At 66.6% G+C, this 14,294-nt stretch carries 11 protein-coding genes; 4 read left to right on the top strand and 7 right to left on the bottom strand.

Features of this window, described 5'->3' with window-relative positions; genetic code table 11:
- Positions 1 to 794 precede the first annotated feature (794 nt).
- Positions 795 to 1,220, top strand: coding sequence for a hypothetical protein (locus tag OXU32_14155; GenBank protein ID MDE0075096.1), 426 nt, complete (start codon positions 795 to 797; stop codon positions 1,218 to 1,220).
- A 643-nt stretch (positions 1,221 to 1,863) separates the two neighbouring features.
- On the opposite strand, the gene OXU32_14150 is transcribed toward OXU32_14155, so the two are convergent.
- Positions 1,864 to 2,517: a phosphoribosyltransferase gene (locus OXU32_14150; protein ID MDE0075095.1), complete on the bottom strand. Its 654-nt coding sequence runs from the start codon at positions 2,515 to 2,517 to the stop codon at positions 1,864 to 1,866.
- Positions 2,518 to 3,253: 736 nt separating this feature from the next.
- A complete protein-coding gene (locus OXU32_14145; protein ID MDE0075094.1) occupies positions 3,254 to 5,263 on the bottom strand; it encodes an NAD(P)-binding protein in 2,010 nt (669 codons plus the stop codon).
- A gap of 109 nt (positions 5,264 to 5,372) precedes the next feature.
- Between OXU32_14145 and OXU32_14140 the strand changes: the two genes are divergently transcribed.
- Positions 5,373 to 7,319 (top strand): PQQ-binding-like beta-propeller repeat protein, encoded by a 1,947-nt coding sequence (locus OXU32_14140; GenBank protein ID MDE0075093.1) that lies wholly within the window; start codon positions 5,373 to 5,375, stop codon positions 7,317 to 7,319.
- 27 nt (positions 7,320 to 7,346) lie between these two features.
- Here OXU32_14140 and OXU32_14135 read toward each other — a convergent pair whose 3' ends face one another.
- Together OXU32_14135 and OXU32_14130 are read right to left on the bottom strand one after the other, a co-directional pair.
- Positions 7,347 to 7,730, bottom strand: coding sequence for a 4Fe-4S dicluster domain-containing protein (locus OXU32_14135; protein ID MDE0075092.1), 384 nt, complete (start codon positions 7,728 to 7,730; stop codon positions 7,347 to 7,349).
- Positions 7,691 to 8,545, bottom strand: coding sequence for a hypothetical protein (locus OXU32_14130; protein ID MDE0075091.1), 855 nt, complete (start codon positions 8,543 to 8,545; stop codon positions 7,691 to 7,693). Before OXU32_14130 ends, OXU32_14135 begins: the two co-directional genes overlap by 40 nt.
- Positions 8,546 to 8,661: 116 nt before the next feature.
- On the opposite strand from OXU32_14130, the gene OXU32_14125 reads away from it, so the two are divergent.
- Positions 8,662 to 9,087: a (4Fe-4S)-binding protein gene (locus OXU32_14125; GenBank protein MDE0075090.1), complete on the top strand. Its 426-nt coding sequence runs from the start codon at positions 8,662 to 8,664 to the stop codon at positions 9,085 to 9,087.
- A 31-nt stretch (positions 9,088 to 9,118) separates the two neighbouring features.
- Here OXU32_14125 and OXU32_14120 read toward each other — a convergent pair whose 3' ends face one another.
- The 3 genes from OXU32_14120 to OXU32_14110 form a co-directional block, all read right to left on the bottom strand.
- A complete protein-coding gene (locus OXU32_14120) occupies positions 9,119 to 10,657 on the bottom strand; it encodes a solute:sodium symporter family transporter (protein ID MDE0075089.1) in 1,539 nt (512 codons plus the stop codon).
- Between the two features lie 1,000 nt (positions 10,658 to 11,657).
- Positions 11,658 to 12,008 carry a DUF983 domain-containing protein gene (locus OXU32_14115; GenBank protein ID MDE0075088.1) on the bottom strand — a complete coding sequence of 117 codons (351 nt, stop codon included), beginning with the start codon at positions 12,006 to 12,008 and terminating at the stop codon, positions 11,658 to 11,660.
- A gap of 49 nt (positions 12,009 to 12,057) precedes the next feature.
- Positions 12,058 to 12,852 (bottom strand): SDR family NAD(P)-dependent oxidoreductase, encoded by a 795-nt coding sequence (locus OXU32_14110; protein ID MDE0075087.1) that lies wholly within the window; start codon positions 12,850 to 12,852, stop codon positions 12,058 to 12,060.
- Positions 12,853 to 12,992: 140 nt separating this feature from the next.
- Between OXU32_14110 and OXU32_14105 the strand changes: the two genes are divergently transcribed.
- Positions 12,993 to 14,288 carry an acetylornithine deacetylase/succinyl-diaminopimelate desuccinylase family protein gene (locus tag OXU32_14105; GenBank protein ID MDE0075086.1) on the top strand — a complete coding sequence of 432 codons (1,296 nt, stop codon included), beginning with the start codon at positions 12,993 to 12,995 and terminating at the stop codon, positions 14,286 to 14,288.
- The last annotated feature ends 6 nt before the right edge of the window (positions 14,289 to 14,294 follow it).

Raw genomic sequence — 14,294 nt, 5'->3', positions numbered from 1 at the left:
ATCCGTACTCGCCCATTTCCGGGCGTCCACATACGGTAATCACCTGACACCCGGCCCTTGCTGGCCATCTCGACAGCGATCATCGCACTACCCCTGACGGTCTACGCTGGCCGGCGAAGTCGGTGTACCGCGAGTCAGGGTCGGCGCGGTGGCTGACTCAACGACGAAAGTCCGGGCTAAAGGTCTCTAAGAGGCTTAGGCTGATGGGCAGGCGGGGAGCAGCTCCGTCGGCCGCCTGACTGACCCGCGTCCAGCCGGATCACTCTGCTCAATCGCCCACGTCAGACTTGGCGTGAAACCCGTGGACCGATTATTTCGCACACCCGAGGCGGGTGTAGCGGCGGGGGAAGCCTGATCGTTCACTCAAAGGCAGCGGCGCGCCAGCGACGCCAGCAGGAATTCCCGGCACTCTTGGATTGACGTGAACAGGTGATCGGGATCTGATGCTATGAGAAGCTCGACATCTGCCGATCCCCACGCCGCCCCTATCGCCACGATGCCAGCCCGTCGGGCGGCTTCCGTGTCGTCGGGGTGATCCCCGACGTGAAACGTCTCGCCCCGTTGGCTGCCGGCCTTGCGCATGGCGAGAACAAGCGGTTGCGGGTCCGGCTTTCGCCTTCTCACCTGGTGGTAACCGATCACGATGTCGATTCGGCCACCCGTGCTGACGTACGAAATACCGGGGGACCATGTCTGGACTGTTGGTGACGATCGCAAGCGCCTGGCCTCTCGCGGCAAGGTCGACGAGGAGTTCATGCACGCCGTCGTATACTTCCAGCGTCGGAAGCCGAGCCATGACCAAGTTCCATTTTCGGGCCGCCCGCAATGGCTCCACGGGGTTCGTGTCGACGAGTGTAAGATCGAAATCGAAGATGATCACGCTAGAATCCGAACAATGTCTGCGTCTCGCGGATGACGGCCGCGGGCTTTGGAGCAGGCTGCGTCGCATTCGCAAGCCGCAGGTCGTCCAGGAACTCGATGAGTGCCGAGCGATTCCCAATCGGTTGCGCGTGCCGTTGCTTGACGAGCTTCCGGTTGCCCTGGGTCGTCACTTCCGAATGAAAGCGTTCCCGGTGGTCGAGGTGGATGCAAGCGAGCGCCCGTTTCTGTTCGAGGGCGAAGCGCACGGTGTGCATCGTCCCGCCTCTGATATCCGTCTCGATGACGAGCACGCCGTCGGACAGTCCACTTTGGATCCGGTCACGCTGGGCGAACGCTGAGCGTGTCGGCGGCATTCCCACCGGATACTCGCTGGTCAGGCAACCTCCGGTGTCCAGGAGTCGGTCCGCCAGATCGCGATTCGCGGCTGGGTAGACTCTGTCCAGTCCGTGGGCCAGAACCGCCACGCCGATGCCTCCCGCCTCAAGGCACCCCTCGTGCGCCAACGTGTCGCATCCAAGAGCCAAGCCGCTGATGATCGCATAGCCGCTTTGGACGGCTATGCGCCCTGATCGCAGAGCCAGTTCCTCGCCGTTCGGCGTTGGCCTCCGAGTCCCCACCACCGCCAAGGCCCTCGATGCGTGCAGGCCCTGCACATTCCCCTTCACGAACAGCAGGGCCGGTGGATCGGAGATCTTTCGCAGACGGGCGGGATACTCTTCATCGTGGAATGAGATGGCGTGCACGCCGAACTCGGAGCCTCGGTGCAGCTGTTCCTCGCTCCACGCCCAAGCATCCGAGATCGCTGCAGACCGAACGCGGGGCAGCCGCGCGCGGATGCGGTCCAAAAGGGCTTCGCGGCAACTCTCGGGTTCTGTTTCGTTGATCGGCCGATCGACGATGGCCAAGGCACTCGCCCGCCCAACGCGTTTCAGCTTCATGAGCGCGAGTATCGAGACTGCGGTCAGCGACGCGCCGGCGACATCACGTTCCATTCAGCCAACTCCTCTCCCACTCAGGCGGCACATGCTCGTTCGAGATGTCTACTCCGAACCTCTCGTGCCAGTAGCGAGTTCGTTCCGTCTTTCCAAGCGCGACAGCGAAGACCCTGAGCCCGGGGTTGCGTTTCAGGATGGCTCCTGCAAGGTGCGACATCGTGTTACCGCTCGTGATGAAGTCGTCGAGAATCAGGACGTTGTCGGCATGCATCTGTGCCGACCTGAAATCGGCGGCGGCCAGAATGGACCTCCTGCTGGCGGCATCGGTTTGCAGGTGGAGTTTCTCGTGCGCCTTCTTCGTGATCCGATCCCCGGCGAATCCCACCCCCGCCCAACTGGCGCAGAACCGTGTCAAGCGCCACAGTACGCCGGCGGGGGACGCGACCGTCTCCCCTGATGATAACGCCGGGACGAAGACGGTCTTCGAGGTATCGAGTCCATGATCCTCGACGAGACCTCCGACGAGACGGGGAACAGCATCCCGCATCATCGCTGCTCCGCCGCGGAGGGCGGCGCGCTCTTTCTCCTTGAACGCATTGAAGCGGGCCGTCCAAGGGTCGTCGCGATCGTCGGTCAAGCGGTAGCCGATCGTGAACGCGCGCGTCACGCCGTCGTCCTCGGACAACTCGTCGAATGCCATCCAGCCACGAAACTCACTCCAGCCCGGCATTCGCATCTCCCGTTGTCTCCAAATCCTACCTTTTGGACAAGTGGGTGACGGACTCGATCTGAGTCCGGAACGGATGACCGTCCCATCGCGGAGCACATCGTCCGCGGCGCCCGAGATGTCGCTGCCGATCCGGTGAACGTCAGGCCGTTGGTCATAGGTAATGATAGCACGAAACCATGCGGCAGGCCCGCGCGAGAAACGGCAGGGGGCGGTCTGCTGAGTGGGTCGCCAAGTCGTCGCGGAGCCGACGACCCCTCTCGGGATGCTCCGCTACCTAGCAGGCAGGAGGCTCGAAATCCCTGCCCGTTGGCGCGCGTGCCTGGAAACACGATGGAGGAACGCCAAGTCGGGGAGTTCCAACCGCTCCTCCTGGGCGACCCGATGACGAACGCGACGAACGCAGTGGACCTTAGCCCCGGGTACGGCGTTGGCGGTGAAATCAAGACCCGTGGGTACGGACCGAACCGATAGCGTCTCTTCCCAGCAGTCGCTGGGCAAGATGACGGGATCGCAGATCGCGTCAACAGCCCCGCCAAATTCCTGCTATTTGACCCGGTTTTCCCGCAATTCGAGCACGACAGGCCCGATCATGGCTTCACGGCAAGAAGGGCAGATCGTGCAGTCCTAGTTGAACTTAGACGATTTCTTGCCTAGATTTCACGCCCTCTGAGAGACATCTGATAAGCGTGAGGTCGGTAGTTCGAATCTACCCAGGCCCATTGGATTCGAAGCCGGAGGTCCGAGTCCGGGCCCGGCTCCGAACCACCAGCTGCTCCCCGGCCGCTCGATACGCCTCGTCGATGGCCGCGTCCGTGTGCGGGGTGGCGGCGGCATCGGAGTTCGCGATCGAGATCCGTCCGAAGCGACGGCTGCCGATCACGCAGGGCCGATCGTCGGGGGCGAAGAGCGCCCACTCGATGGGATCGTTCAGGGTGTCGTAGCTGTAGGCGTAGCCGTGCGGCCAGCGGTTGACGGTGATCGCCTCGATGTCGCGCGCCGGATCGAAGCCCCCGTCCGCGAGCATGCGGCCCAACTGATCCCTGATCTTGCGCTCGAAGGTCTCGAAGGTCGTGGCCAGGAGGTCCGCCCGTCCAATGCGGTGCTGCTCCTTCTTCGGCTCGCCGGGAGCGCAGGGCGTCCGGGTCATGTGCAGGACCATCGGCCCGTCGGGCGATCGGTTGGGCTCGTAGTCGCCCAGTTGCACCGACCGGCCCAGGTTGACTCCGGTGTGGTACATGCCGGGGGAGTTCGCCCGTGAGATGCCCAGGTTGGTGAATGCGGTCCACCGGCGGACGAGGACGCTGGTGTAGACGATCGGCATCTTGACGCCGTACATGAGCGCCGCCCGCTGTGCTTCGGGCATCTCCGGCACGAGGTGCGGAATGACCCGGTTGTAGCACGCCATCACGCAGTGATCGGCGCGGACCTTCTCGGCCCTGCCCCCGCGCACGTAGGTGATCTCGACCTCGCGGGCCGAGTCGGGATCGCCCAGGTGGCGGGCGGACACGACCGTGCTGTTGAGTCGGATGCGGGCATCGGAGCCTTCCCGGTCGAGCCGGTCGTACGCGAGGCGCGACGTGATCGAGTCCTCGAGCGTGGACCCCGGAAGCGCGTCGGGGATCATGGCCCGGACCAGCAGCCGCGCCAGCGTCGCGTTTCCGTCCGGAAGATCGATGGTGGGTCCTCCGTCCCATTCAGTCTCGCGGCCGTGCTGTCCTCCCCCGATGTGCGTGAGGGGCCCCACCGGGGAGAAGGGCTCGAGGTTCATCCCCTGGAACCCGGGATAGCGCTCGGCCCAGGCGTAGAGCGCGGGATAGGCATCGATGCCCACGCAGAAGAGCCCCTTGGGCCTGTCGTCGTAGAAGGGAATGACGTCGGGATGCACCTTCGCGACATCGAGGAGGAAGTCGCGGTAGCTCATCCTGGCCAGCCGCTCCTTCTTCTCCCAGTCCGGGAGTTCCGGCATGTAGTCGGGGTTCGAGTTCCAGTCGTTGAGTCGCGCGATATCCCTGCGCGCGTCCGCGGACAGCGGGGTCCGGGCCAGCCAGTCGGCCCAGTCGCTTGCACGGTTCCCCCCAGGCCGCCCCATCACCAGCCGATCCTCGCCGAATACTTCCTTCGCGAAAAACGTGGCGCTGCCGAGCCCCAGAGAGCGGTAGAACTCCCGGCTTCCGGCGCTCGCCGCCTGCGCCCTGTCCAGGTCCAGGCCGATGGCCGAGAGCAGCGTCCGCGAGACCGTGCTGTAGTGGTTCACGGACTCCAGGTTCGAGGTCCCGCCGTTCAGGAGGAGCGTGCGGCCCCCGTACGTGAACTCGTTCCGCTTGGCGTGGCCCCCGAAGTCGTCATGGTTGTCGAGCACGAGCACGCGCGCGCCGGGGCCGGCCGATGTCAGGAAGAAGTACGCCGCGGAGAGTCCGCTCAGGCCCGCGCCGACCACCACGAGGTCATAGCTCTCGCGCGTGTCGGCGGCATCGCTCCAGGTGATCCCGTCCCGGAGCTGGTGGGCCACCTCGAAGGAGCCCGCATGGCTCCCGCGCATTCCCGTGAGGGCGGGCGGATAGTACTCCTGCGGGCCGCCGAAGGGCCGGCCTTCGAGGGCCGACAGCCATCCCGGCGCGATGAGGGAGCCGGTGACGGCAACCCCGACCCCGTTGACGAAGTCGCGCCGGGTGATGTCCCGGTGCATGCCGAGATCGCGATCCTCACTCGTGGACATGGCCTCTCCGGTTTCTCGAGTCGCGCGGCATGGCGGACGGTGTAGTTTCATGCAAACTCCTCCGGCCCAAAACCGGTGTCAAGCAAGACCAGAACCCGAGGAAGCGCTCATGCCAACTCGTCTGCGTTCGATCGGAGCGGGCTCGCTCGCGCTCGTGGCGTGGCTCGGGGCCTGCGAGCCCCGTGTCGGCGGCGGCGACGCCGATCCCGCCGACTGGGCCTACTTCGGCGCCGATAAGGCCTTCACGAGATACGCCCCTCTCGATCAGATCACGCGTGACAATGTCGGGGACCTGGAGATCCTCTGGCGGCGCCCCGCGGTCGATCCCGCCCTGACGGCCTCTTTCCCGGACCTAGGGGTGTCGGGCTACCTCCGGGCGACGCCGATCTTCATCGACGGCGTGCTTTATGCTCCCAACGGTGTCGGTCTGGCGGAGGCCTTCGATCCGGCGACCGGCGAGACCCTGTGGATCCAGCAGCCGTTTCCGCGGACGATCGAGGAGGCCCGGGGCCGGTCCTCACGGGGGATGGATTACTGGACCGACGGCTCCGACCGGCGCCTGATCCACGTGCGCGGCGGCTTTCTCTACGCCCTCGACCCGGCAACCGGCCACGCCCGTCACGATTTCGGCGATGGCGGGAGGGTCGACCTGGTTCCGGCCTCGGCCGAGCGGTTCAGCTGGAGTTCCGGTCCCATCGTTGTGAACGACGTCATCGTGGTCGCGGGCGTGGTGGACGGGGCGGGCGACTCGGGGATGCGCTGGAAGGGGAGCGCGCCCGAGAACCTGCGCGGATACGACGTGCGCAGCGGCGAGCTGCTCTGGACCTTCAACGTCGTGCCGCGGGAGGGCGAGTTCGGCGTCGACACCTGGGGCAACGATTCATGGAAGGAATCCGGCGACCTCGGCGCATGGTGCTGCCTCAGCGCGGACGAGGAGTTCGGTTTCGTGTTCGTGCCCTTCTCGGCGCCGACCGCCGCCTACTACGGGGGCCATCGTCCGGGCGACAACCTGTTCTCCAACAGCCTGGTGGCGATCGACGTCGCGACAGGGGAGCGGGTATGGCACTTCCAGATGGTGCACCACGACGTGTGGGAGTACGACACCGTGGGTCCGCCGACGCTGGGCGAGATCGTGGTGGACGGTCGCCGCATCCAGGCCGTCATGCAGCCGAGCAAGACGGGCTTCCTCTACGTCTTCGACCGAGTGACCGGCGAGCCGGTATGGCCGATCGAGGAGCGTCCCGTGCCCCAGTCCACGGTTCCGGGCGAGCACACCTCCGCAACGCAGCCATTTCCCACCAAGCCGGCGCCGTTCGCCAGGCACGGCCTCACCCTCGACGACCTCATCGAATTTCCGGAGCTCCGGGAGCGGGCGCGCGCGGTGGCCGACTCGTTCGTCCTCGGCCCGATCTTCACCCCGCCGTCGCTGGTAAGCGAGGAACCGGGCGGCAAGAAGGGAACGCTGATGGTGCCCGGATCGTGGGGGGCGGGAAACTGGAACACGGGCGCGTTCGATCCCGAAACCGGCATGTACTACGCGTTCGCGCACACGATCCCGCGCGTGTACCGTCTCGTGAAGGCCACCGACCCGACGTCGGAGATGGAGTACTGGAGCCCGAACCGGGACGCGCCCTACATCGACGGGCTGCCGATCACGAAGCCGCCGTGGGGCCGGATCACGGCGATCGACATGCACCGGGGCGAGCACGTCTGGATGAAGGCGAACGGGGATGGCCCGAGAGATCACCCCGCTCTCCGCGGTACGGACGTCCCGCCGCTCGGCGTCGCCAGCCGGCCCGTGGCGCTCGTCACGAAGACGCTCCTGTTCATGGGCGAAGGAGGCCAGGGAGTGTTCGGGGGCGTCCAGGCGAACATGTGGGGCAGGAGCTTCCGCGCCTGGGACAAGGCCACGGGAGACGTGGTCCGGGAGATCGAGTTGGACGCGGGTACGACGGGAGGCCCCATGTCGTACATGCACGACGGGAAGCAGTTCATCGTCGTGGCCATCGGCGGCAGAGAGCATCCGCCCGAGCTCATCGCGCTCGGGCTTCCCTAGGCCGCGTTCCGGCCGCGCCGGTCCGGGTTATCCCGCGGCGCTCCACCAACTGGACGGCTTCAGGCGCTCGCCCCGTCCGCTGACCCGGTCCAGCCAGAGCGCGAGGCGCCGGAGCGGGGTGCCCGCCAGCCATCGCCAGACTCGGCTCCACAGGTGGCGATAGTCGCGGTTGTAGGGGCAGACGCGCACGCAGATCGAGCAGTCGGTGTTCTGGTTGGCCCAGAAGCGGAAGCACTTCTCGGCGTCCGTGGTCCATTTGCGGATGCCCTGGATGTTCGACCGGTTGTGGACCACGGTGGACGGCTCGCCGTCGTCGATGGCCTTCGCGGGGCAGCTGTTCGTGCACGCGCGGCAGATGTCGCACGTCTCCTTCACGCCGAACCGGATGGGCCGGTCGTGGGCGAGCGGCATGTCGGTGAAGATCTTGCCGAGCCGGACCCGGGGTCGTACTCGCGGGTGATCAGGAGGCCGTGGCGCCCGTACTCGCCCAGTCCGGCCTTGATGGCGAGCGGGATGGCCAGTGCCGAGTCGTTCATGCTGGCCACGGCGCGGTAGCCGAGATTGATGATGTACTGCGCGATGGCCAGCAGCACGATGGTGTCGCGCGAATAGGTGGCTCCCGTCGCGGTGCCGCTCAGCGCGGAGGGGGCAGTGCTGAGGACTTCCCGGTCCATGGATTGCGCGATCACGATCACGTTTCCGAGATCGGTAGAGATCTCCTGCGGCTTCTCGTGCTCGTTCTCGCGGCTGTAGGCGTGTGTGTAGAGCCACCGCTCGTCGTTGCCGGTGATCCCAACCAGGTCGGCGCCCAGGGTCTTCGCGGCGTGCTTGATCTCGCGCGCCGCCTCCTCGGGAGATTCCACCGGCAGCGTGTGGCCCGGGCCCTCGCGGACGGCGGTGTACGGATCCAGAAAACCCTCGCGGCGATCGTCGTCTCCACGCAGCTCGGCAAAGATGTCCGTCACGTGCCACGATGCGTTGCGAAGCGCGTAGTCACGCTGGGTGAAGCCGTCGACGGCACGCCAGGTCAGCTTGGGCGTGCGGTAGGTCTCGTAGAACATGTCCGAGCGGTGCGTCCGCACCTCCGGGTCCCAGAACGAACGGCAGAAGATGTCGTCCCTCTGCGAGAAGCGCCGAAAACCCTCCAGGACATCGAAGCCGGCTTCCTCGTCGGAGACGGTGGATTCGGTATCGCGCGTGCGACCCGGGTCGGTTGAGTCGTCCATCCTGTCTGGCGCTCCAGCCGCGGGTCCCTGTTATTCTGGCGCGACGGAATCAGTCGACCCGCCGCCACGTAGAAGATGGTTAGCATTGCGCGGAAGAGCCAAGGAGGGCCAAGCCGATGAAATCGAAGATTCTGCACTACTCCGGCGAAAAGGCGGCCGTGAGTTACGATGTGAGGAGATGTATCCACGCCGCCGAATGCGTTCACGGCCTGCCCGATGTGTTCGACCCGGGCCGAAAGCCCTGGATCGATCCCGACTGCGCCGAGGCGGAACAGCTCCTCCAGGTGATCATGCGTTGTCCGACGGGTGCCCTGCATCTGGAGCGAAGCGACGGCGAACACACCGAGCCCACGCCCGAGCGGAATACCGCGATCATAGAGCGGAACGGTCCGGTCTACCTTCGCGGTGACCTGGAGATCGTCACAGGGGAGGGCGAGGTCTTGCTCAGGGACACACGCATCGCTCTTTGTCGCTGCGGGGCTTCGGAGAACAAGCCTTTCTGCGACGGAAGTCATGTCCGAGTCGGGTTTGCGGGGGACTGAAGCGCCGAAGAAGTGCGTCGCCCGTCGCCTCCTACCAGAACACCACGTAGAGCCCCACGGTCAGTATCACCACCACCGCGCCCGCCCACCTCGCCGAGGGCGCGGGTGCCAGATCGACGGCATTGGACTGCGGCAGTGACCGAGCCGCTCTCAGCGGGCGCACGCGCGACCCGACGATCATGGCGAGGCTCGACAGCACGAACGCTCCGGCCGCGGCGTTCAGGTACGCCTGCGAGTCGAAAAACACATCGAGCACCACCGTCAGCAGCCCGTACGCCACCGGGCCGATCAGGAGCGCCACCGTCGCCGCCCGCGAGGGGGCCCTGGGCAGGATCATCCCCATGAGGAAGACCGCGAGGATGCCCGGCCAGATGAAGTTCCAGACGCGCTGCATGTACTCGTAGATCCCCCCGACCGACGCGAGCTGGGGCGCCAGCAGGCAGCCGATCACGACGAAGACGCCGGTCGCGATCCTGCCGATGCGGATCGCCCTGCGGGGTTCGAGCTCCTCCGTCACGACGTGGCGCGAGTAGATGTCCAGCGTGAAGATCGTGGACGCCGAGTTCAGCATGGAGTCCAGCGAGCTCATCACCGCCCCGAAGAGGGCCGCGAACATGACGCCGCGAAGGCCCGTGGGCAGCAGATCGGTCATGAGCGTGGGATATGCCTGATCTCCGATCGCGATCCGGTCGGCGTAGAGCTGATACGCCGCGATCCCGGGCAGCACGATCAGGAACGGGATCAGCAGCTTGAGAAACGCCGCGAAGATCACGCCCTTCTGGCCCTCGGCCAGACTCCGCGCGGCCAGCGCCCGCTGGGAGATGAACTGGTTCAGCCCCCAGTACGCGATGTTCGGGACCCAGATGCCCATGATGTAGATCGTCCACGGGAGCGTCGGATGATCGGCCGGCAGCATCAGGTGGAGCCTGTCCTCGTTCGCGGACAGGAAGGCACCGAATCCACCCACGGCGTCCATGGCCAGGAAGAACAGCACGGCTCCTCCCCCGAGCAGCGCGATGCCCTGGAGCATGTCGGACCAGACGACGGCCTTCAGCCCGCCGTAGATCGTGTAGCCGCCCGCGAGCAGGCCGATGGCCCAGACCCCGGCCGTCAGGTCGAGCCCGAAGATGCTCGTCAGCGCCAGGCTTCCGGCGTAGAGGATGCCGGCCAGACCCACAATGACGTAGACCGTCATCAGGTACGCGGCCATGATGACGCGTGGAGTCGGCCCGAATCGGAACTCGAGGTATTCCGGGAGCGTGTAGATGCCGGCCTGCAGAAACCTGGGCAGGAGCACGAGCGCCACGAAGACGAGTGCGATGGCTGCGATCCACTCGAAGGCGGCGATGGCAAGTCCCGTCTGAAACCCCTCTCCGGACATGCCGATGAAGTGCTCGGAGGAGATGTTCGACGCGATCAGCGAGATGCCGATGAGCCACCAGGGCAGGTTGCGGCCCGCCAGGAAGTAGTCGGCGGTCGTGTCCTCCCTGCGGCCCGCGTAGAGGGACACGCTCACAACGATGCCGAGGAAGATGAGGAACGCGGCGAGATCGATCCGGTCTAGCGCCATCTTCGCGACGATTCAGGGGAAATGCTCGGATGGAGAATAGCCTGTCGCCCACCTCCTTGCCGAGCAACGGGATAGGGAATCGGTGGTTCGGTCCACCCGCCGGCAGCGCGGGCCTTGGAGCCAAATCCGCGATCTCTCTTGCGACACCGCATGCGCGTCACGTGCTGCTTCTTCGCCCGACGAGTAACCGCCACTCCTCCCAACCAGGATTCGATGCGCCTACGGGACGATATCCGCCGGTCCGGGGCGGCTACCCGGCCTGGTACTCCTTAGGCCGTGTCGCTACCACGGTACCCGCGGAGTCGACGATTCGTCCGGGAAGCTGGTTCTCCGCGTAGTGTCTGAACCTGATGGTGAGGAGCCCTGTAGCCGCCCTCCGGAGTTCGTTGTGATGACGCCGTTTCCTGGGGTTGGGTGAGCGCCGTGGCGGCGGCGCAAACCATACCGGTACTCGCTCGCGCGCCATTCTGGCAGCGGGGCCGAAATCCGTGTCTCCTGAAACGATGACAGCCGCGTCGCATCGGCCGAGGAGCACTGATTCCATCAGGGTAGCCGCAAGCCATACATCGGTCCCCTTCTCCTCATGGTAGACTACGCCGCCCCGCCGTCTTCGCCCCAGGGTCGCGTCCTGAACCGAGGGTGAACGCATGTCTCGAAGCAGGGACCCGCAGAGGCCTACAACATCAAGCCACTTGAGATCGTCACGCCGAGAGTCCCGCAGGGAATGATAGAGATTGAAGCCGTCGACGAAGAACGAGACTCGCGATAGCAAGGGATCCTGTCCGGCGACGCGGTGGGCAGAAAAAGGACCCGGCGAGGCACGGATGGCTCCGCCCTCGCCGGGGGCCGGTTAGACCGGAATTGGCCGATCCTCGCCGGGGTTGATGTACCGAAGGTAGGCCGAAGGTGAAGGAAGGTCAAGAACTGTCAGCCAATCCGCTGGCACCGGGGGTCGGAGCGCGGAACCGACTGCGCGGTGATGGCGCTCAGGCCAGCTTGTCTACCTGGGGTCCAGGAGCTGGTCGAGATGCATCCAGATGACTCGAGAGTAGCGGAACAGCAGAGGAGCCAGAAAGGGCACCATCACCGCAATCGCCAGGATGCTCTGATTCGCCGAGAGACCCCCCAACACCATCAGGACCACACCCAGCGGCGCGCACAAGGCCAGGCCCAACCCATAGCTCACGTACATCGCCCCGGTGAAGTAGCCTGGCTCTCTCTCGTATCTCAGCCGGCAGGAGGGGCAGAGAGGGTGCATCTTCCAGAGGCTTGCGAAAACCGAGCCGCCCAGGCAACGCGGGCACCGGAGGAGGACGACGGCCTGGAGGCGCCTCGGAAGCCCCTCTCTCATCGGCGTGGCCGCGCGAGATGGTTGAGGCCCTGAACCGCGGCCACGGGCCTCAGGACCGACCCGAAGGCGGGGTGTATCTCCCGTCGATGGCGGTCCAGCCGCCGTCCGCAAACAAGACCGACCCGGTCACGTAGCTGGCGGCGTCCGAGGCCAGGAAGACCGTGGGGCCGGCCATCTCCGCGGCGCTGCCCCAGCGGTTGAGGATGTTGCGCGCGGCGTAGGCGCCGTACCAGTCCGGGTGGTCCTTGATGGGTGCCGTGAGCGGCGTGTCGATGACGCCCGGCGCGACGGCATTCACCCGCACCCCGCTGGGCCCGAGTTCGGCCGCGGCGACGCGCACCATCTGCACGATCCCCGCCTTGGTCGCGGCGTACATGCTCTGGCCCGGCTCGACCACCACCGACCGGATCGAGCTGAAGAGGATGATGGACCCGGAGCCCTGCCCGCTCATGATCCGGCCCGCGGCCTGGATGACGTGCGCGCCGCCCTTCAGGTTGAGGCCCAGAACCCGGTCGATCTCCTCGTCGGTGTAGTCGAGGAGGGGCTTGCGCACGTTCACTCCGGGGGTGCAGACCACGACGTCGAGGGATCCGCGGGCGGCGGTGATGTCGTCGAATACGCGGGTGACGGCCGCGCCGTCCATGATGTCCAGGTGGCCGGAGGCGGCCTCGCCCCCGGCCGCGCGGATGGTCGCCGCGGTGCGGGCGGCGGCGTCCGCGTCGATGTCGAGGCAGGACACGTGCGCACCCGCCTCCGCACATCCGATCGCGACGGCCTCACCGATGCCGGAACCGCCTCCGACGACCGCGGCCGCGCGTCCCTCCAGGCTGAACATGGTTGTCATGACGGGTCTCCGGTGGGGTTTCGTGTGGTGAAGGAGCGGGGCACAATGTTAACAGCCGCGCCCAGCCGGCAACCCGGCCCAAGGACGCGCCGCCCCACGCGCCCGGCCTTCGTTGCCTCCAGCCCCCAGCCCGAAACTGCATGCACCACGCCAACCGTCCGACCCGCATCCAACGCGAAGACCGCATCCTCGCCGAAGTGGAGGCCGCGCGGGACGAGATCGTGGCCTTCACGGCGGAGATGATCCGGATCCCCACGGTGAACCCTCCGGGAGCGTGCTATCGGGACTGCGCCGAGCTGATCGGGCGGCGCTTGCAGGCGACCGGTCTGGCCGTGGAGTACGTGGAGGCCGAGGGGCGCCCCGAGCACACCGCCCAACACCCGAGGGTGAACGTGGTAGGGCGGGGGCCGGCCGTTCCGGGACGCCCTCGGCTCCACCTGAACGGCCACTTCGACGTGGTTCCGCCGGGTGACGGCTGGACGGTCGACCCCTTCGCGGGCCTGGTGCGCGACGGGCGCATCTCCGGGAGGGGCGCGTCGGACATGAAGTCGGGGATCGCTGCCGCCGTCTTCGCGGTCGAGGCACTTCGGCGGGCCGGAGTCGAGCTCGGGGGAGCCGTGGACATCAGCGCCACCGTGGACGAGGAGAGCGGCGGCTTCGCGGGCGTGGCCCACCTCTGCGAGACCGGGATCATCTCGAGCGACCATACCCAATACGCGATCATCCCCGAGCCGTTCGGGCCCACCCGAGTGTGCCTGGGACACCGGGGCGTCTACTGGTTCGACATCGTCGCGCACGGCCACATCGCCCACGGGAGCATGAGCCATCTGGGACGCAGCGCCATCGAAGACATGGGCGCCCTTCTGGAAGCCCTTCGAACCCGGCTCCTCCCCGAGCTGGCCACCCGCAAGTCAGCGCTGCCCATCGTGCCGGAGCCCTCCAGGCGCCCCTCCCTGAACGTCAATGCGATCACCGGCGGTCAGGCCGGCGAACCAACCCAGTCGCCCTGCGTGGCCGACCGCTGCGTCGCCACCATCGACCGCCGTTTCATCCCCGAGGAGCCCTTCGAGGAGGTCCGCGCCGAGATCGCGCGCCTGGTCGGCTCGGTGGAGGACGCCGACCCCGGACGCCGTTTCACCATCGAGGAGCGCATGGTGGTCCATCCGACTTCCGCGCCCCCCGGGTCGCCGCTCGTGGCTGCCCTGTCCCGGGCGGTGGAAACGGTAGCCGGCCGGCCCGCCGAACTCGTGGCCAGTCCCGGCACCTACGACCAGAAGCACTTCGACCGCATCGCCGGCATCGAGCACTGCGTGGCCTACGGCCCCGGACCCCTCGAGGAGGCCCACCAGCCGGACGAGTCCTGCTCCGTGGACGACCTCGTGGCGAGCACGCAGGTGCTGGCGCTGGCGGCGCTGGAGCTGGTGGGGCCCGCGTAGATGGCG

The organism is Gammaproteobacteria bacterium (assembly GCA_028819075.1).
Classification (GTDB): domain Bacteria; phylum Gemmatimonadota; class Gemmatimonadetes; order Longimicrobiales; family Gaopeijiaceae; genus BD2-11.
The sequence above is the reverse complement of the archived record's forward strand: the minus strand, read 5'-3'. Positions and strand labels throughout refer to the sequence as shown.

Bases quoted from the DNA above. Each gene is read 5' to 3' on its own strand.
- OXU32_14145 (MDE0075094.1), bottom strand. From the start codon at position 5,263: ATGTCCACGAGTGAGGATCGCGATCTCGGCATGCACCGGGACATCACC.
- OXU32_14110 (MDE0075087.1), bottom strand. From the start codon at position 12,852: ATGACAACCATGTTCAGCCTGGAGGGACGCGCGGCCGCGGTCGTCGGA.
- OXU32_14115 (MDE0075088.1), bottom strand. From the start codon at position 12,008: ATGAGAGAGGGGCTTCCGAGGCGCCTCCAGGCCGTCGTCCTCCTCCGG.
- OXU32_14135 (MDE0075092.1), bottom strand. From the start codon at position 7,730: ATGCCGCTCGCCCACGACCGGCCCATCCGGTTCGGCGTGAAGGAGACG.
- OXU32_14130 (MDE0075091.1), bottom strand. From the start codon at position 8,545: ATGGACGACTCAACCGACCCGGGTCGCACGCGCGATACCGAATCCACC.
- OXU32_14125 (MDE0075090.1), top strand. From the start codon at position 8,662: ATGAAATCGAAGATTCTGCACTACTCCGGCGAAAAGGCGGCCGTGAGT.
- OXU32_14140 (MDE0075093.1), top strand. From the start codon at position 5,373: ATGCCAACTCGTCTGCGTTCGATCGGAGCGGGCTCGCTCGCGCTCGTG.
- OXU32_14155 (MDE0075096.1), top strand. From the start codon at position 795: ATGACCAAGTTCCATTTTCGGGCCGCCCGCAATGGCTCCACGGGGTTC.
- OXU32_14105 (MDE0075086.1), top strand. From the start codon at position 12,993: ATGCACCACGCCAACCGTCCGACCCGCATCCAACGCGAAGACCGCATC.
- OXU32_14150 (MDE0075095.1), bottom strand. From the start codon at position 2,517: ATGGCATTCGACGAGTTGTCCGAGGACGACGGCGTGACGCGCGCGTTC.
- OXU32_14120 (MDE0075089.1), bottom strand. From the start codon at position 10,657: ATGGCGCTAGACCGGATCGATCTCGCCGCGTTCCTCATCTTCCTCGGC.